Origin of the sequence: Methylomonas methanica (genome assembly GCF_001644035.1) — a bacterium.
In the GTDB taxonomy this organism is placed as follows: domain Bacteria; phylum Pseudomonadota; class Gammaproteobacteria; order Methylococcales; family Methylomonadaceae; genus Methylomonas; species Methylomonas methanica_A.
The window spans coordinates 1-17,797 of record NZ_LUUG01000098.1 but is presented as its reverse complement, the minus strand read 5'-3'; the positions used below and the strand labels follow the sequence as shown (position 1 = coordinate 17,797).

The 17,797-nt window shown below is 49.5% G+C and carries 22 protein-coding genes and 1 tRNA gene; 5 read left to right on the top strand and 18 right to left on the bottom strand.

The features are described from left to right. The first annotated feature begins 102 nt into the window (after positions 1-102). A complete protein-coding gene (locus A1332_RS26565) occupies positions 103-489 on the top strand; it encodes a TraR/DksA C4-type zinc finger protein (RefSeq protein WP_419865999.1) in 387 nt (128 codons plus the stop codon). A gap of 110 nt (positions 490-599) precedes the next feature. On the opposite strand, the gene A1332_RS18185 is transcribed toward A1332_RS26565, so the two are convergent. The 11 genes from A1332_RS18185 to rpsU form a co-directional block, all read right to left on the bottom strand. Beyond that, entirely contained in the window at positions 600-905 is a 306-nt protein-coding gene (locus tag A1332_RS18185; RefSeq protein ID WP_064009850.1) for a hypothetical protein, read from the bottom strand. Positions 906-1,006: 101 nt separating this feature from the next. Next, positions 1,007-1,903 carry a type II CAAX prenyl endopeptidase Rce1 family protein gene (locus A1332_RS18180; RefSeq protein WP_064009849.1) on the bottom strand — a complete coding sequence of 299 codons (897 nt, stop codon included), beginning with the start codon at positions 1,901-1,903 and terminating at the stop codon, positions 1,007-1,009. Beyond that, positions 1,900-2,628: a 16S rRNA (uracil(1498)-N(3))-methyltransferase gene (locus A1332_RS18175; protein WP_064009848.1), complete on the bottom strand. Its 729-nt coding sequence runs from the start codon at positions 2,626-2,628 to the stop codon at positions 1,900-1,902. Before A1332_RS18175 ends, A1332_RS18180 begins: the two co-directional genes overlap by 4 nt. Then, positions 2,628-3,998, bottom strand: coding sequence for an adenosylmethionine--8-amino-7-oxononanoate transaminase (locus tag A1332_RS18170; protein ID WP_197491507.1), 1,371 nt, complete (start codon positions 3,996-3,998; stop codon positions 2,628-2,630). The genes A1332_RS18175 and A1332_RS18170 overlap by 1 nt, the downstream gene beginning before the upstream one ends. A gap of 55 nt (positions 3,999-4,053) precedes the next feature. Continuing rightward, a complete protein-coding gene (gene ahcY / locus A1332_RS18165; protein ID WP_064009892.1) occupies positions 4,054-5,346 on the bottom strand; it encodes an adenosylhomocysteinase in 1,293 nt (430 codons plus the stop codon). A 19-nt stretch (positions 5,347-5,365) separates the two neighbouring features. Further along, positions 5,366-6,526 carry a methionine adenosyltransferase gene (gene metK, locus A1332_RS18160; RefSeq protein ID WP_026147029.1) on the bottom strand — a complete coding sequence of 387 codons (1,161 nt, stop codon included), beginning with the start codon at positions 6,524-6,526 and terminating at the stop codon, positions 5,366-5,368. 68 nt (positions 6,527-6,594) lie between these two features. Further along, a tRNA-Ile gene (locus A1332_RS18155) sits at positions 6,595-6,671 on the bottom strand. A 33-nt stretch (positions 6,672-6,704) separates the two neighbouring features. Next, positions 6,705-8,516 carry an RNA polymerase sigma factor RpoD gene (rpoD, locus tag A1332_RS18150; RefSeq protein WP_064009846.1) on the bottom strand — a complete coding sequence of 604 codons (1,812 nt, stop codon included), beginning with the start codon at positions 8,514-8,516 and terminating at the stop codon, positions 6,705-6,707. 76 nt (positions 8,517-8,592) lie between these two features. Continuing rightward, entirely contained in the window at positions 8,593-10,332 is a 1,740-nt protein-coding gene (gene dnaG, locus A1332_RS18145) for a DNA primase (RefSeq protein ID WP_064009845.1), read from the bottom strand. Positions 10,333-10,347: 15 nt separating this feature from the next. Further along, positions 10,348-10,797 carry a GatB/YqeY domain-containing protein gene (locus tag A1332_RS18140; protein ID WP_064009844.1) on the bottom strand — a complete coding sequence of 150 codons (450 nt, stop codon included), beginning with the start codon at positions 10,795-10,797 and terminating at the stop codon, positions 10,348-10,350. 8 nt (positions 10,798-10,805) lie between these two features. After that, positions 10,806-11,039 (bottom strand): 30S ribosomal protein S21, encoded by a 234-nt coding sequence (rpsU, locus tag A1332_RS18135; protein ID WP_020483611.1) that lies wholly within the window; start codon positions 11,037-11,039, stop codon positions 10,806-10,808. Positions 11,040-11,143: 104 nt separating this feature from the next. Here rpsU and tsaD point away from each other — a divergent pair, with 104 nt between their 5' ends. After that, on the top strand, positions 11,144-12,154 hold the full coding sequence (tsaD, locus tag A1332_RS18130) for a tRNA (adenosine(37)-N6)-threonylcarbamoyltransferase complex transferase subunit TsaD (protein WP_064009843.1): 1,011 nt from the start codon (positions 11,144-11,146) through the stop codon (positions 12,152-12,154). Here tsaD and plsY read toward each other — a convergent pair whose 3' ends face one another. After that, positions 12,155-12,727: a glycerol-3-phosphate 1-O-acyltransferase PlsY gene (gene plsY / locus A1332_RS18125; protein WP_064009842.1), complete on the bottom strand. Its 573-nt coding sequence runs from the start codon at positions 12,725-12,727 to the stop codon at positions 12,155-12,157. Between the two features lie 87 nt (positions 12,728-12,814). Between plsY and folB the strand changes: the two genes are divergently transcribed. After that, positions 12,815-13,168, top strand: a complete 354-nt coding sequence (folB, locus tag A1332_RS18120) for a dihydroneopterin aldolase (protein ID WP_064009841.1) — start codon at positions 12,815-12,817, stop codon at positions 13,166-13,168. A 3-nt stretch (positions 13,169-13,171) separates the two neighbouring features. Next, entirely contained in the window at positions 13,172-13,654 is a 483-nt protein-coding gene (gene folK / locus A1332_RS18115) for a 2-amino-4-hydroxy-6-hydroxymethyldihydropteridine diphosphokinase (RefSeq protein ID WP_064009840.1), read from the top strand. Positions 13,655-13,668: 14 nt separating this feature from the next. Here folK and A1332_RS18110 read toward each other — a convergent pair whose 3' ends face one another. Both A1332_RS18110 and A1332_RS18105 read right to left on the bottom strand, forming a co-directional pair. Further along, positions 13,669-14,400, bottom strand: coding sequence for a pteridine reductase (locus A1332_RS18110; RefSeq protein WP_064009839.1), 732 nt, complete (start codon positions 14,398-14,400; stop codon positions 13,669-13,671). After that, complete coding sequence (locus A1332_RS18105; RefSeq protein WP_036273002.1) at positions 14,401-14,688, bottom strand: hypothetical protein; 288 nt, start codon at positions 14,686-14,688, stop codon at positions 14,401-14,403. Positions 14,689-14,864: 176 nt separating this feature from the next. On the opposite strand from A1332_RS18105, the gene A1332_RS18100 reads away from it, so the two are divergent. After that, a complete protein-coding gene (locus A1332_RS18100) occupies positions 14,865-15,275 on the top strand; it encodes a hypothetical protein (protein WP_064009838.1) in 411 nt (136 codons plus the stop codon). Positions 15,276-15,334: 59 nt separating this feature from the next. On the opposite strand, the gene A1332_RS18095 is transcribed toward A1332_RS18100, so the two are convergent. The 4 genes from A1332_RS18095 to A1332_RS26560 all read right to left on the bottom strand — a co-directional run. After that, complete coding sequence (locus A1332_RS18095) at positions 15,335-15,724, bottom strand: DUF2782 domain-containing protein (protein ID WP_082879767.1); 390 nt, start codon at positions 15,722-15,724, stop codon at positions 15,335-15,337. A gap of 125 nt (positions 15,725-15,849) precedes the next feature. Continuing rightward, on the bottom strand, positions 15,850-17,238 hold the full coding sequence (locus A1332_RS18090; protein ID WP_064009837.1) for a hypothetical protein: 1,389 nt from the start codon (positions 17,236-17,238) through the stop codon (positions 15,850-15,852). 80 nt (positions 17,239-17,318) lie between these two features. Then, complete coding sequence (locus tag A1332_RS18085; RefSeq protein WP_157204047.1) at positions 17,319-17,597, bottom strand: hypothetical protein; 279 nt, start codon at positions 17,595-17,597, stop codon at positions 17,319-17,321. Positions 17,598-17,674: 77 nt separating this feature from the next. Further along, positions 17,675-17,797 (bottom strand): transketolase-like TK C-terminal-containing protein (locus tag A1332_RS26560; protein ID WP_419865994.1); only part of this gene is annotated, 123 nt, incomplete at its 5' end.

The window sequence follows — 17,797 nt, the reverse complement described above, 5'->3', positions numbered from 1 at the left end:
GTGGACATATTTTTTAGATTCTTGCGCCCGCCAACGAAAAAAGCTTGCTACGGAATCGTCACTACTTGGATAATCACATTAGATATTTAGCATATTTGCACTATGTCGTACTCACCGATTAGCGCCGGTCTCCCGGTGTTAGTTCAGGAACTTTGGACTTTATCACATTGCCCTAACAGCGGAGTGTTGAAAAATGCCGGCGTTCCAACAGAAGGCAACAAATATTCCGTTTATCCTCAGCAACGATTTTTACGAGAAAGAGGGGGGAACATGAAACCAAAGGCAACGCAGTTAAGCTTTTGCTCAAGGTGCGGGGATGAAATTCCTCCGGACGAGTTGCAGTTTTTGCCAAATACGTCGCTATGCGCTTTTTGCTACAACACGCAGCTGGAATGCAGGGCTATCCACAACTCCAGCATTAAAATATCTAAACCCGTCTTGACCTTGGTTCCGCAAAACCCAAAAGTCCACGACAGCAACGCAGCGTAATCCCATCAGGCCGGTAGCTAAAGCTTTTTAACGCCAACAGCCACCGGACTGAAAAACACTATCATCTGCATATACTTTACAAACGATCCGGCAACTGCATGCGGATTGTCTTACTGTTTTATGTTTTTATAACCTTCTTCACTCTCGCGCATGATTTTTTGGCCTTCCTCGACCAGATTGCGCCCTTCGTCGATCTTTATCTGACCTTCACGTTGCATCACTTGTCCGCGTTCGACCATTTGCTTACCTTCCTGCCAACGGCTGCCCAACTGCGCAATGCCCTGACTATCCCGCAACATTTGCTCACCGGACAGAATTTTGTCCGCCTGCTTTGTCGGGGCGGCTGGCTCGCTAGCACAACCGGCGACCATTAAAGTTAAGAGAAGAACGGAAGTATTCGGTCTGACTCTGCGCATAAATATGTCCTCTTATGATGCACTGGAAATGATGGGGAGAAATATTGCAAAACACCATGGTATCTGGCAATCATTTTTTCAAGTTGGTATCCCGTTTTGGTCTAATCGCCGCGTCCAACTTTAGCTTGCCGCTGGGACCACAACCCATAAACGATTAACGCCGATACCAACCAGCTACTTACCAGAGGGCCCACTACGCCGTCATAGTAGGTGTTGACCAGGAACAGCGAATCGGCTTGCAAATTGACATTGAACAAATCTCTACTCACCTTGATTTGCCACACCCAAGCAGCATGACAACCGATACATAAACCCAAACTTTGCGGGACTCGACTTCTGAGGATTGCTAAAAACACCCCTACCACGAATAAAGCCAGCAAGGCGCTGAGTATCGCTGGGTTCAACCAGTTGGCAAACGCTTCGGCCATTAGTTTTAAACCGCTGCTCGGCGTTAACTCGGCGTAAACCAGTTGCGACTTACTTTTTAGAAAATGTAAGGCCGCATAATAGATAGAGCTAATTGTCACCGCAGCAATAATCGACGTTTTCCGGCGCAAACCACCCAGTAGCAGGCCGCGAAATAGTATTTCCTCACCGATGGCAATCAGCATCGCAAAAAACAAACCCAAGCCGATTTTTTCCGCGATTTTGCCCGCTGTCCAATGCCGGGTATCGTCCCAGACATGCACATCCAGCCAATACAGCGTCAATAATACCGGCAGCAAGGTCAACAAACCCAGCGCCAGACCTTGGCCCAATTGTTTGGAAAACATTGCTTTAGGCGCGAAGCCCAATTCCGCCCAACTGAATTGCAGATAGTTCTTTAACGGAAAAATACTCAGCAGCAACAGCACCAGGGTAATTTTGCTGATGACTTTTGCCAACGGCAAAATATCGCCGGCAATCCACAACAAACCGTAACCCAGCACGCTGGCAATAGTGGCCGCAATGACCAATATGACCAACGGCATCAAGGCATAGCCCAACCAGCGGATCACCGAAAATCCCCCCACAAGGTTTGCACGGCGGTCAATGCCGATAATACTGCGGTCTCGGTGCGCAAGATCCGTGCGCCCATACGCACCGGGACAAATCCCGCTGCCTTGGCAATTTGTCGTTCTTGCTCGCTAAAACCGCCTTCCGGCCCGGAGAGCAAGGTGACACGGGCGCTTTCCGGCTTTAGGTCCGCTAGGGATTGCTGGGCATAGGGATCGAGAAACACGCTTAATCCTTCCTGTCCGCTCACCCAATCGGTTAAATTCGCAATCTCGCCGATTGACGGGCAACAAGTTCTTCCGGATTGTTCTGCGGCGTGCTGGGCAATATGCTGCCAATGCTGTAAGCGTTGCTGTTTTTTATCGTCGTTGAATTTGATCACGCAACGCTCGGTTACCAAGGGCGTCAATTGCGTCACACCTAATTCAACGGCTTTTTGTACCGCCCAGTCCATCCGGTCGCCGCGAGAAATGCCCAAACCCAGATTGATCGCCAGCGGGGATTCGACATTATGCTCAACAAACTGCTCGATTTCGACGCGAACGCTCTTGCGGCTGACTTCGCTGAAACGGCCCAGATACTCTCCGCCTTGGCCGTTAAACAGCACGATGCTCTGATCCTGTTTTAGGCGCAGCACACTGCGCACGTAATGGGCGGCGTCATCATCTAATTCAATGCGACCGCCAACATTTAGCGGCGCGGCGACATATAAACGAGAAACCCGCATCAGGCCTGCACCGCCAGTTGGATGCCCTGCCAGGCGACGTCTGCCATCAGTTGTATCTCCTGCTCATTGATAATATAAGGCGGCATGAAATAAATCACATTCCCCAATGGCCGCAATAGCACACCACGACTCAAAGCATAGCGATAAACTATTAAACCGCGCCGCTGCTGCCAAGGATAAGCCTCGCGGGTTTGCTTATTTTTGACCAGTTCTATCGCGACGATCATGCCGGTTTGCCGCACTTCCGCGACATTCGGATGCTCCTTAAACCGCTCTACCGCTTTGGTCATAAGCCCCGCCAAATGCCGATTGTTCATAATCACATTTTGCTGCTCAAATATCCCCAGCGTCGCCAGCGCCGCCCGGCATCCCAATGCATTGCCGGTGTAACTATGCGAATGTAAAAACGCGGTCAGATTTTGATAGTCGTCGTAAAAGGCTTGATAGACCTGATTGCTGGTCAAGACCGCAGATAAGGGTAAATAGCCGCCGGTCAGCCCTTTGGATAGGCAGATAAAATCCGGGCTGATTGTCGCTTGCTCGCAAGCAAACAAGGTACCGGTGCGACCAAAGCCTACGGCAATCTCGTCGGCGATTAAATGTACCTGGTATTTATCACACGCTTCACGCAGTAATTTTAGATACACCGGATGATACATGCGCATACTGCCGGCGCATTGCACCAGCGGTTCAACGATTACCGCGCAAACCTCGTCAGCATGTTGCGCCAAAGCTTGCTCCATGGCAGCAAAACGGCGGATGGAATAGGCCTCCCAACTTTCGCCGTCTTCACGATGGTAACAATCCGGCCCAGCTACCGTGATCACATCCATCAACAACGGCGCGTAGGTGTCCTTGTATAAAGCCACGTTACCAACTGCCAAAGCCCCCAGAGTTTCGCCGTGATAGCTGTTTTCCAGTGTGATGAATTTGGTTTTTTGAGTACGTCCGAGATTTCGCCAATAATGAAAACTCATCTTTAACGCGATTTCGACCGCAGACGAACCGTTATCGGCATAAAAACATTTATCCAAGCCAGGCGGCGTGATCTCCACCAGCTTTTCCGCCAGCATTAGCGCAGCTTCATGGGTAAATCCACCGAGGATTACATGTTCGAGCTTTTCAAGCTGCTCTCGTAGCGCCTGGTTGATAGTGGGATTGGCATGACCGAACAGATTTACCCACCAGGAACTGATCGCATCCAGATAGCGGTTACCGTCGAAATCTTCCAGCCAGACGCCTTGGCCCGATTTGATCGGAATCAACGGCAGCGCATCCGGCGCAGTTGCCCGAGGATCGTGGTCTTTCATCTGACTACAGGGATGCCAGAGTACGGCGAGGTCGCGCTGAACGATAGTTTGATTATTCATAGCTTGCATAAAAAAAAGGGGCTTGCGCCCCTTTATTGTCGGATTGACTTAACCGTTAATAGCGATAATGATCCGGTTTGTAAGGACCTTCGACTGGGACATTAATGTAAGCCGCTTGCTCTTTGGTCAATTCGGTCAGTTTTACGCCGATTTGCGCCAAATGCGAACGCGCGACTTTTTCGTCGAGCTTTTTCGGCAGCACGTAGACCTTGTTTTCGTAGCTAGCCGCGTTGCTCCAAAGCTCCATTTGCGCCAATACTTGGTTGCAAAACGAGTTGGACATCACGAAGCTCGGATGACCGGTAGCGCAACCCAAATTCACCAGACGACCTTCCGCCAACACTATAATGCGCTTGCCGTCAGGGAAGATCACATGATCGACCTGTGGCTTGATATTTTCCCAGGTGTAATGGCGTAAAGACGCAATGTCGATTTCCGAATCGAAATGACCAATATTGCAAACAATAGCCTGATCACGCATCGCTTTCATGTGATCATGAGTAATGACGCCAACGTTGCCGGTAGCAGTCACGAAGATATTGGCAATAGCCGCCGCTTCGTCCATGGTCACCACGCGGTAGCCTTCCATCGCCGCCTGCAAGGCGCAGATTGGGTCAATCTCGGTGATCAGAACAGTGGCACCTAAACCGCGCAGCGATTGCGCGCAACCTTTACCCACATCGCCATAGCCGCAGACCACGGCAATTTTGCCGGCTACCATTACATCGGTAGCACGTTTGATGCCGTCGACCAAAGACTCGCGGCAACCGTACAGATTATCGAACTTGGATTTGGTGACCGAATCGTTGACATTAAACGCCGGCACTTTCAGCGTGCCTTTTGCTACCATTTCAGTCAGACGTAATACGCCCGTTGTGGTTTCTTCCGACAAGCCTTTTACATCCGCCATCAACTCAGGGAAGTTATTGTGCATCATGGTCGTCAGGTCACCGCCATCGTCCAGAATCATATTGGGACGCCAGCCGTTCGGGCCGATGATGGTTTGTTCGATGCACCATTCCGCTTCTGCCTCGGTTTCTCCTTTCCAGGCAAAAACAGGAATACCGGCAGCAGCTATAGCGGCGGCGGCGTGATCCTGCGTAGAGAAAATATTGCAAGATGACCAGCGAATTTCTGCACCCAATGCCGTCAACGTTTCTATCAAAACCGCGGTTTGAATAGTCATATGCAAACAACCGGCGATACGTGCGCCTTTTAATGGCTGTTGCGCGCCGAACTCGGCACGTAAGGCCATCAAACCTGGCATTTCGGTTTCGGCGATATTAATTTCTTTACGACCCCATTCAGCTAGGGCTAAATCGGCAACTTTGTAATCGGCTTGGCTCATAATATTTTCCTGATCCTGATTAAATGCCGGCCGCATCTTTCAATGCCTCGGCTTTGTCGGTTTTTTCCCAGCTGAAGCTGGCTTCGTTGCGACCGAAATGGCCGTAAGAGGCGGTTGGGCGATAAATTGGTTTTAACAAATCCAATTGCGCAATCAAACCTTTTGGTCGCAAGTCGAAATGCTCACGCACGATTTGCACCAAACGTTCTTCCTCGATTTTACCGGTACCGAAGGTTTCAATGCTGATAGAAGTCGGTTCCGCGACGCCAATGGCGTAAGACACCTGGATCTCACAACGCTCTGCCAGGCCGGCGGCAACGATATTTTTTGCTACATAACGCCCCATATAGGCCGCAGATCTGTCTACTTTTGACGGATCCTTACCGGAAAACGCACCGCCGCCATGGCGGGCCATACCGCCGTAGGTATCAACGATAATTTTCCGGCCGGTCAAACCGCAATCACCAACAGGCCCGCCGATGATGAACTGGCCGGTAGGGTTGATGAAATATTTGGTGTCTTTGTGTAACCACTCTTTCGGCAAAGTCGGCAGAATGATTTCATCCATTACCGCTTCTTCCAGTTGCTTGCCGCCAATTTCCGGGGAATGCTGGGTAGACAGAACTACCGCATCAATGGCAACCGGTTTGTTGTTTTCGTAACGGAAAGTCACCTGACTTTTCGCGTCTGGACGTAGCCATGTCAGGGTTTTATTCTTACGCACCAAGGCTTGTCTCTCAACCAAGCGATGCGCGTAGGTGATTGGGGCCGGCATTAACACATCGGTTTCGTTGCTGGCATAACCAAACATTAAACCTTGGTCGCCGGCTCCCTGTTCGTGGTCTTCGGATTCATCAACACCCATCGCGATATCCGCCGATTGTTTACCGATGGCATTCAACACTGCACAGCTGTTTCCGTCAAAGCCGATTTCACCGTTGTCGTAACCGATTTCGCAAACGACCTTTCTAACTAATTCTTCGGTATCTACCCAAGCGTTGGTGGTAATCTCGCCAGCGAGAACAACCATACCGGTTTTGACCAAGGTTTCGCAGGCTACCCTGGAACGCGGGTCTTGAGCCAATAAGGCATCAACAACAGCATCGGAAATTTGGTCAGCGACTTTGTCCGGATGACCTTCCGAAACAGACTCTGAGGTAAAAAGGTAGTTTTTATTCACGGTTACACCCTCGCCAAAATTAAAACTTGCGCATATAAAAAAAGGCCGCGCAAACGGCCTGTTATCTGTGGTGGGCCCTGTAGGACTTGAACCTACGACCTGCCGATTATGAGTCGGAAGCTCTAACCAACTGAGCTAAGGGCCCTTAATTATCTAGCCTACGAACAATGCAGACGCCTTACTCGCCGTCAAGAAAACATCTCAACTGCTCTGATCTGGACGGATGTCTTAATTTCCGCAGCGCTTTCGCTTCGATCTGACGAATCCGCTCACGGGTCACATCAAACTGTTTACCAACCTCTTCCAGCGTATGGTCGGTATTCATATTGATACCGAAACGCATCCGGAGCACCTTGGCCTCTCTAGCTGTCAAGCCCGCCAATACATTCTGGGTAGACTCGCGAAGGCCGGCGATTGTAGCAGATTCGACGGGCGATAGCATCTTGGAATCTTCGATAAAATCCCCTAAGTGCGAATCTTCGTCGTCACCAATCGGTGTTTCCATTGAAATCGGCTCTTTGGCAATCTTCAGCACTTTGCGAATTTTGTCCTCGGGCATTTCCATACGCTCGGCCAATTCTTCAGGTGTAGCTTCCCGCCCCAATTCTTGCAAAATCTGTCTGGAGACGCGATTCAGCTTGTTAATGGTCTCGATCATGTGCACCGGAATACGAATAGTTCTGGCCTGATCAGCGATGGAACGGGTAATAGCCTGACGGATCCACCAAGTTGCGTAGGTAGAAAATTTGTAGCCGCGTCGATATTCAAATTTATCGACAGCCTTCATCAGACCGATATTGCCCTCCTGAATCAAATCCAGAAACTGTAAGCCGCGGTTGGTGTATTTTTTGGCGATAGAAATAACCAAGCGCAAATTGGCTTCGATCATTTCCTTTTTAGCGCGTCTCGCCTTAGCTTCCCCTAGGGAGATACTACGGCAAATACCTTTCAGGACAGCAATGCTCAGGCCGAAGCGAGACTCGATATCCGCCAATCGCTGCTGAGCCGCCCTAATATTCTCGCGGTGACTACTGAAAACCTCCGCAAAATTAGGCCTCGCAGCGATAAACTGATCCAGCCACTCAAGATTAGCTTCATTCTCCGCAAACGCATTAATAAAGTCCTTACGCGGCATTTTTGCTTTCTTGACACAAACATCCAATATGAAACGCTCTTCTTCGCGAATAGCTGAAATCAACTCTTCAGAAATGGATACCATTTTTTTCAAATACTGCGGCGTCCATTTAAACTCGCAAAATATTTCGTCTATCGCATCGAATAACTTTTCGGTTTTATCATGGCCGTAACCATGCTTTTTAACTGAGGTTGTTGCGGCTTTTAAGGCTTTTCTGAGTAAATCGACCTTTTGTTTGACCTCTTCGTAATCGACTGTTTTGCTCTCTTCTTCAGCATCCTCAGCGGGCTCTTCAATCTCGATACCGCTGACGTCTATGTCCTCAACTTCGGTGAGATCGACAAAACCCAACACCAAATCGTTGAGGCGCACACCGGAGTCTTCAACCTGAACGGAATCAAAGGCGTCGATAAAAGTCTCGACAATGAATCCGGACCGAGCGATGGCACCCACGACTTGGCGCTGGCCCTCTTCAATCCGTTTCGCAATTTTTAATTCTTCCTCGCGCGTCAATAGCTCCACAGACCCCATTTCCCGCATGTACAAGCGGACTGGATCGGTAGTACGGCCAAACTCACTATCGACAGACGCCAAAGCCGCGACTTCAGCCACTTCTTCATCATCATCGGCGGTCACTACCGCATCCGAGGTGATCAGCGAGTCATCGTCATCCGGCGCCACCTCATAAACCTGAATCCCCATATCATTGATCATGCCGATGATATCGTCGATTTGTTCGGGATCAATGATGTCGCTCGGCAAATGGTCGTTCACTTCCGCATAAGTTAAATAACCCTGCGCTTTACCTTTTGCTATCAGTTGTTTCAGTTGGGATTGCTGTTGTTCTTGATTCATTCTTTACTCACAATACGTTTTCAGCACCAAGCGCCGCAGAACAGGAAATTATAACGGCAAAAATTAATGCGGTCACCTAAGCCTTATCCCTTAAAAGCTTCCGCAGTACCTCTTTTTCTTCAATCATTAAGCCTTCTCGACTCTCCTTCTCGATCAATCGGGTCAGCATAGCTTCCTTGGCCTGTTTACAAAGTTGTTGCAAAGCCCCGCAAAACTCGGGCTCTTCCCCACCCGCCGGCACATCGAGATCTAAACTAGCTAAAGCCTTTACGGCTTTTTCCTGGGATGTTCCCCGGAAAGATTCCAACAAGATGGCGCTATTTTCCGGCTTTTCAAGGGCGATCCGCTGCAAAACCTCTCTTAACAACTCAACCCCGGCAAAACTCAGATCATCAAGCATGACCCCCTCACGCTCAACCAAACTCGCAAAATGCGGGTGCTGAAGCAACAACCCTAAGACCTTGCGCGCCAAACTGATTCTTGGCGATGGGATGCCTTTTTTGCCAGCATTAAACTTAGACTTAAGTCTAGCCTGATTTTCGACAACATCCACGGCAATTCTGGAACCCGACAACTCTTGCAAACGGGCAAACATCATTTCCCGAAAAAACCCGGCAGGAACCTTTTCCAGCGAAGGAGTCGCTGCCGCCAGCAACTGCGACCGCCCCTCAACGGTTGTCAATTCCAATTGACCGACAATATTCTCGAAAAAGTAATCCGACAAGACCTGCGCATTACGAATTCGTTCCATAAAAACCGATGAATTTTCCTCGCGCAACAGAGAGTCCGGATCCTGCCCCTGCGGCAACAGCATTATTTTGATTTGCCTGCCATCGCGCAAACAAGGCAAAGCGGCATCCGTAGCCTTCCAGGCCGCCTGCCTGCCGGCATTATCGCCATCGAAACAAAACACCAATTCGGAAGTAAATCGGAACAATAAATCGATTTGCGCTTTCGAAGTCGCAGTACCCAGTGCAGCCACCGCATTGGAAATACCAAACTGGGCCAAGGCAATCACATCCATATAGCCCTCCACAACCAATATCCGGTCGGGCTTACTATTTTTTTCCAAAAGCTCGCAAAGCCCATAAAGCTCCTTGCTTTTAGAAAAAACCGCAGTCTCTGGCGAATTAAGGTATTTGGGCAAAGAGTCATCCAGCACTCGCCCACCAAACCCCACCACCCGCTTCCGTTTGTCCCGAATTGGGAACATCAATCTCCCTCGAAAGCGGTCGTAAACCTTGCCATCATCCCTGACCACCAGCATACCAGCCTCGATCAAATCCGCTTGATCGAAACGCGCCACCAAGGCATCCCACTTATTTGGCGCATAACCCAGGGAAAAATCACGGGCTACCTCTCCGCTAACACCCCTGGTTTTTAAGTACTCTACAGCTTTCCGACCTTCGGAATTTCCGCGCAATTGCTCGGCATAAAATCCGGCAACACCCGCCAACACGTCGTAAACATGCGCCACACTTTTTTTATCTGGCAGCCCAGACTCGCCGTCAATCAACTCCCTAGGCACATCCACTCCGGCAAAGGCCGCCAAATCCTCAACCGCCTCAACAAAGCCCAGATGATTAAATTCCATCAAAAAGCCGATTGCGTTACCACTGGCTCCGCACCCGAAGCAATGATAAATCTGCCGACCGCGACTGACTGAAAAGCTGGGAGTTTTTTCGGTATGAAACGGGCAGCGCGCCGTGAAATTGCTGCCGGATTTTTTAAGGGGGACGCGCGAATCGATTAGATCGACAATATCGACCCGCACCAAAAGATCATCTATAAACTGACGAGGTATCCTGCCGGACATGTTACCGACAAGATATTAAGCGATAAAACAGGCCTTGATTCTCGCACTGACATTCGCCATGTCAGCTCTACCTTGCATTTGCGGCTTGAGCAAAGCCATCACACCACCCATGTCTTTTACCGATGTAGCGCCCACTTCAGCTATAGCATCGGCGACCATGCCATCGATTTCAGCATCGCTAAGCGGTTGCGGGAGAAAATCCTGAATAACCAACACTTCAGCCTCCTCGATTTCCGCCAGATCGTTGCGATTGGCATCGCGGAATTGCTTGATGGACTCGCGCCGCTGCTTCAGCATTTTATCGAGCACAAGGATGATTCGCTCATCGCTCAGTTCGATACGTTCGTCGACTTCAACTTGCTTAATTGCAGCCAAAATCATGCGGATCACGCCCAGCCTAGCTTTTTCGCCGCCTTTCATCGCGGCTTTCATATCGTCCGTGATACGCTTTTTTAACGCATCCATTGTCTGCCTTAAATTTGCGGACGACCGCGACGTAGGTTTTTCAACGCATATCGCTCGCGTGCCAATTTTTTCAAATGACGTTTAACTGCCGCAGCACCTTTGCGTTTACGCTCGGTGGTTGGCTTTTCATAAAATTCGCGGCGACGTACTTCAGCCAATACACCGGCCTTTTCGCACGCACGTTTAAAGCGACGAATCGCGATGTCAAAATGTTCGTTCTCTTTAACTTTAACTGATGGCATTATCAATAATCCGATTTATGTTAGTATCTTTTGACGCTATCGGCGATAGCAAGCCCGCCGAAAACGGCCGATTATACTCATAAAATTCTTTTATTCAAAAACTAATGTATGTTTTAGGCATAGAAAGCTCTTGCGACGAAACGGCTGTCGCCTTATACCACGCCAGCAAGGGCTTAATTGCGCACACCTTATACAGCCAAATTGCCACGCATGCCGAGTATGGCGGCGTCGTTCCTGAACTAGCCTCGAGAGACCATATCCGTAAACTGGTTCCGCTAATCAAAACGGTATTAAAAGAAGCCGAATTAACAGCCAAAGACATCGAAGGCATTGCTTATACCGCCGGCCCCGGCTTGATGGGTTCGCTACTAGTCGGAGCCGCCACCGCCCAAAGCCTGGCCTGGACCTGGCAAATACCTGCTATCGCCGTGCACCATATGGAAGGCCATTTATTGGCGCCGATGCTGGAGGATAATCCGCCCACTTACCCGTTCGTCGCATTACTCATTTCCGGCGGCCATACCATGCTTATCGAAGTCCGCGCGATTGGCAAATACCGCTTACTCGGAGAATCGCTGGACGATGCCGCGGGCGAAGCCTTCGACAAAACGGCAAAGATGTTAGGTCTGGACTATCCCGGCGGCCCCAAATTGGCTGAGTTAGCGCGCAGCGGTCAAAATCGCTTTAAATTCCCACGACCAATGACTGACAGACCAGGACTGGAGTTTAGTTTTAGCGGCCTGAAAACCTTTACAATGAACGCCCTGCATGCCACCGAGCAAACTAAGCAGGACAAAGCGGATATCGCTTTCGCATTTCAACAAGCCATCGCGGAAACGCTAAGCATCAAATGCAAACGGGCTTTACAGCAGACGCAGTTGAAAACGCTGGTAGTAGCTGGCGGCGTTAGCGCCAACCAGGAGATTCGTCGACAATTGCAACAGATGGCGACAAAAGAAGGCGCCGACATACGCTTTCCCCGCCCTGAGTTTTGCACAGATAACGGCGCCATGATTGCCTACGCCGGCTGCCAGCGCTTGATGGCGGGGCAAATCCAAAATCTGGAAATTTTTGCCCGTCCGCGCTGGCCGATGGAGCAGCTAATCAGCCTTTGATCAAGATTCTTGCCCAGCCAACAGCCGCTGAATATTGCTTTTATGCCGCCACAGCAAAATCATAGAAATAACGGTAAAGATAGCAGTCAAATTGACATCGCCAACAATCAGCCAAACATATAGCGGCGTTAACGTTGCCGCTACCAAAGCCGCCAACGACGAAATTCTGCCTATTTTGTAAACAACGAACCAGGTAGCGGCAACCACCAAACCCAACAACCAAGCCACACCGAGCGCCACACCCAAGGATGTTGCAACCCCTTTACCACCCTTAAATTCAAAAAAAATCGGATAAAGGTGTCCTAAAAATGCGGCAAACACTACCAAGGACAGCACCACACTGTCGACACCCAACGCCTTCGCCAACAACACCGGCAACAGCCCTTTTAAAGCGTCACCCACCAAGGTAATCGCCGCAGCCTTTTTACCGCCTATGCGCATAACATTGGTTGCCCCCGGATTACCGGAACCGTTTTCCCGAGGATCTGCCAAGCCCATCATCTTACATACGATAATTGCGCTCGACACCGATCCGGTTAAATAGGCCAAGGGCACCAACAACCAATCAATCATTTAATCAACCTCTCGTCAATACTTGTACAGCAGCGCCATTTACTCGATACTGCCGCTTCTCAGAAATATAATAACCGGAAAGCAACGATGGACATCATCTTTTTAGGCGGACTTGAAATCGATACCGTGATAGGTATTTACGACTGGGAAAGGAAGATCAAACAAAAAATCATCCTGGACATCGAAATGGGCTTTGATATCCAAAAAGCTGCCGCCAGCGACGATATTGCCCACACACTGGACTACAAAGCCGTTTCGGACCGTGTTGTCGACTTTGTCGAGCACAGCGAATTTTATTTGGTGGAAAAGTTGATTGAAGAAATTGCCGGAATTTTACGTAGCGAATTTGCCATTCCCTGGGTAAAGATCACCCTCAACAAAAAAGGCGCCATCAGTCGCGCTCGTGACGTCGGCATCATCATCGAACGCGGCGAAAGATAAGTCATGCCTACCGGATTTATCAGCATCGGCAGCAATATAGACAAGGAGATCCATATCCCTTCCAGCCTGCAAGCATTAAGCGAACTGTTCGGAGAACTGACAATTTCCAGTGTCTTCGAAAGCGAGCCGGTAGGCTTTGTCGGCGATAGCTTTCATAACCTAGTCGTGCAATTCGAATCGGAATTATCCGCGAAAGAAGTCGCCAAATTGCTAAAACAAATCGAACTGGACCACGGCCGCAGCAGGGAAAGTCAAAAATTCTCAGCCAGAACGCTGGACTTGGACTTGATTTTATACGGAGACCAAATTATCAGCGACGGCAGACTACAAATTCCACGCGATGAAATAGAACGCTACGCCTTCGTATTGGAACCATTGGCGGAGATTGCGCCGAACGCAACACACCCGATAAGCAGACGCTGTTACAAAGATCTATGGCACGACTTCGACAAACGCGATTTGCGCCAAACGAAACTCGAGAAATAAACGCTCTGAGACCTTTACCGAAACAGAGCCCGCCCACCATCCACAGTCAACACTTGGCCGGTAATGTAATCAGCATTTCCAACCAAAAATCTTACCGCTTTAGCAATATCGTCGGCTTCGCCGCAACGCTGCAAGGCTACTTTTTTTAAGATTTCCAACTGCTCCGCTTCAGCCACGTCTTGCTCCGGCCATAAAATTGCGCCCGGCGCCACCGCATTAACGCGAACCTCCGGAGCCATCTCCCTGGCCAATATCCGCGTCATCGCCACCAAGCCCGCTTTAGACATACTGTATACCGGATAGCCGGGCAAACCGGTTTCCGCGTGAATATCGGCGATATTGACTATACAGCCCCGTTTAATTTTCAGTGACGACCACAACGCTTGCGACAAAAAGAACGGCGCTTTCAGATTGCTAGCCGTTGTCAAATCCCAATCCTGTTCCGTAACTTTTCCGATGGGCACAGATTGAAACAAGGATGCGTTGTTCACCAACACATCAATACCATCCCATTGAATAAGCGCTTCTGCGGCCAACTTCTGGACGCTGCTGAATACCGATAAATCGGCGCTTAATAACCTTGCCGAATCGCCTCGCAAGGCATTCAACTCGGCAGCCAAACGCACAGCGTCCACATCGGAACTGTTGTAATGCAAAATCACATTACAACCCTCACCATGCAATAACCGAGCACAAGCCGCACCGATGCGTCTTGCCGCACCGGTAATCAGCACATTCTTGGGCATTTATTGACCCGCGGCCGGCAAACTAGCGATCAATTTTTTTCTGATCAGATAACAAGCAGCCAGCGCGACGAACACCGGTAATTGGGTAAGCAAAAACTCAGTCACGGAATGCTTGGTCACCATACCTGCCAAAGGCACCACGATCAGCATCTTGGATAACCACCAAGTCAGCCAATAACCTATCAGCCCAATCACAGACCAATTAATTAACGGACCGCCGTGATTTTTTGCCGTCAAATAAAACCAAACCAAGGTCAAAATACCGCATAATTTAGCCAGAAATAACATCCTATCCCCCATTTTTATTGTTGTTAATACGCAAACCAGACCGTAGCTCAATGTAAACCAATCCCGGCAAAAATATCAAATCAATACCGTCAGACCGTTTATCGCTTGTGCTTCAAACTTGCGGACTTAGGACATATAATCGCCGCCTTCCTAAAACAAGAACATGAGGAACACCCATGCACGCACGTCTTTTTGCCGCAGCATTGCTGACTATCGGTTTTGGCAATCCTGCTTGGTCGCAATCCACGCCGAGCCATGGCGGTCACGGCGGAGCGGGCGGCGGAGATGGCAGCGGATGCCTCAATGCCAAAATCAGCCGTTACATGCCTGAACATTTAGCCACAGTCAAACCGGGCTCGGAGTTTTCGTTCGCGGTTTCCGGCAGCAATGGCCCCGGCCAGATTCACGTCAGCATTAAACAGCAACCTGTCGCGGTTCAAATCGAAGACAAGGACACGTTCTATTTGGTAAAAGGTAAACTGCCTGACGACCTGAAAAACACCGTCGTTAGAATCTCGGTAAAAGCTAAGGCAAAAGTCAGCAAATGCGATGCGGACGGCGGCTGGCTGCTAAAAGTGTCCGAGTAATCCCAAAGGCCATATCAGCAGCATAAACTCAATTAGATAGATTGTTTTCGCTCAAAAGATCAGTTGAAATCCCATTCGAACAGAGTCCACTTGTTGATATTGGTATTTTCGTCCAAATCATTTTTCTTCACATCCATCTGCTCATCGCCGTTAGTATCCAGCATATAGTAAGCTGGCCCTACCTGCGGCTGGATTTTCACCATGTATAGCTTGCCGTTGCGACGAAACTCTTGAATGGTGTCTTTGCCTTTTCGAATAATGGTAATGTCGGGCTCCATCTCTTCGCCGGACTGCACTGGAGCGGGCAAATCAGGCGGCTCCGGAACGGGCGCCAATTCATTGGAATCCGGGTCCGCCGCAAAAGCAAAAGCAGGCAAAAACAGTATCCAGCTAAAACCCAATAATCGAGACATCAAGATCCCTGCAATAATTTGAATGTGGTTAGTCATGATAATACAGATTCGGCAACGCCGCATAAATCCCTAGCTTGCAGATAGCCATCAATGCTCTGAAACTAGCAGACATAAAAAAGCCGACACCTCCCAACGGAGATGCCGGCTTAATCAACTAGACCTTAGGCTTGTTTACGTAAGTATTTCTCTACACCCGTCGTTCTAGCCACAACCTCATCCTTGGATTGCAAGGCTTGCTTTGCCATATACCGCGCCACGCCGGATACGCCAGGCGCATCCTTTGCCAATACGTCCTGTCTGGACATATATTTGGCGACACCAGTGAGTTCTTTCGCATCCTTATCCAGCAACTCATGCTTAGTGACATATCGGCTAACCGAGCTCAATTCAGCAACAGGTTTTTGCGCTAATATTTGCTTGGCTAAATACTTGCTGACACCGGTAGGCGGCGGCAACTGCCTGGTCAATATTGCTTGCTTGGCAAGATAACGGGCGACACCGGTTAAAGGCTCCACCTGACTTTGCAATTGCAACTGTTTAGCCAGATATTTGGCAACACCGGTTGGCTTTGGTGCTTGTTGGGCTGACGCAGCCTGTCTGGCGAGATAACGCTCCACTGCGGAACCCTCAAATGCCAATTCCTCGGCCAATTCTTGCTGAGCATTTTGTTCTTGATTCAACTGGGCCTCCGCTTTTTCTTGTTGGGCTAGCGCTTCCGCTGCAACATATCGTGCAATCAAAGCCACCGCTGCCGCTTTTCTATCCGCCGCCGCCTGCTCCGCCAAAAATTTAGCAACGCCGGTCAAAGGCGCCTGCTCTTTCAATAAGCGCTCTTGTTGAGCGACATATTTAGCAACACCCGTTATCAATGGGGCATCTTTTGCCAACAGGGCTTGCTTGGTAACGTATTTGCTCACACCAGTTGCGATTGGCGCTTCTTTTGCCAACACATCTTGCTTCAGTACATACTTGGCAACACCGGTAACCAAGGGCGTCGAGCCAGTCTGCATGTTTTGCCGAATGACATATTTAGCGACATTGGTCACCACATGATCTTCGCGATCATTTTTGGTGATGTATTTAGAAACGCCAGTTACCGGCGCTTCTTTAGACAGAATCGACTGCTTGATCAGGTATTTCGCTACCCGAGTAACCGGATTTGCCTCTTGTTGAGTCAAATATTTATCGACGCCTGTCGCAACCGGCTCGCTCTCGGCCAATTCTTCTATAACGTCTTCTACAACTTCTTCAATTTCTTCTTCTACTTCTTCCTCGACAACCGGCTCCACGACAGCCACCTCTTCGACGACTTGCCGGGCTTTTTCCATTTGCGCTTGTAAGGCCAGATATTTCGCCACCCCGGTCAACGGCTGGCCATATTCGTCCAGCTCCGGCTTAGGCGGCTCAAGTTTTTGCAGATAACGGGCAACACCGGTCAATTGACCGTCTTCGTTGTCGACACGTGAATAAACTTCCGACCGACTAGAGCCTTCCGCTGGTTTGTCGAATAAAAAGCCGAATAAGCTATTCATCAAACTGTTGTTTGCCATTTGAGAATACTCCTGAATGTAATAATTGTTATGTGTCTAAACGACGAGTTCATCAAATTCACGGTGATGCCTAAAAAAGGTTAGGAACCCGCTGCGCTGAATAATACCTTAGGCTGAAAATTGGCCGCAGGATACTTTGCATCAACCTCGGGAGCCTCTTGCTTTTGCACGCAAGGCGCGCTGGAATTACTCGAAGCTGCGGTGGGCGAGCTGGCTTGCGATATTTCTGCAATGGCCGGATCCCTATAGAGAACCTTCGGTTGAAAATCCGCCGCGGGATAGTCTTGGGCACTCGCAGCAACCGACACCGCTAACAGTAACCCTGTTAATAACTTCTTAATCAATTGCGTGTTTATCATGATTCCACCTTACTCTATTGATTAATGACTGACCTACCGGCGACAAGCGTACCGGCAGGTCTTTTACATGGCGCTTATTAAAGCACAGCTTCCACATTAGCGACGACATTGTCCACGGTAAAGCCGAACTCTTTGAAGAGTTGACCTGCCGGGGCGGATTCGCCGAAACGGTCCAATCCCACGACTCTACCCGCGCTGCC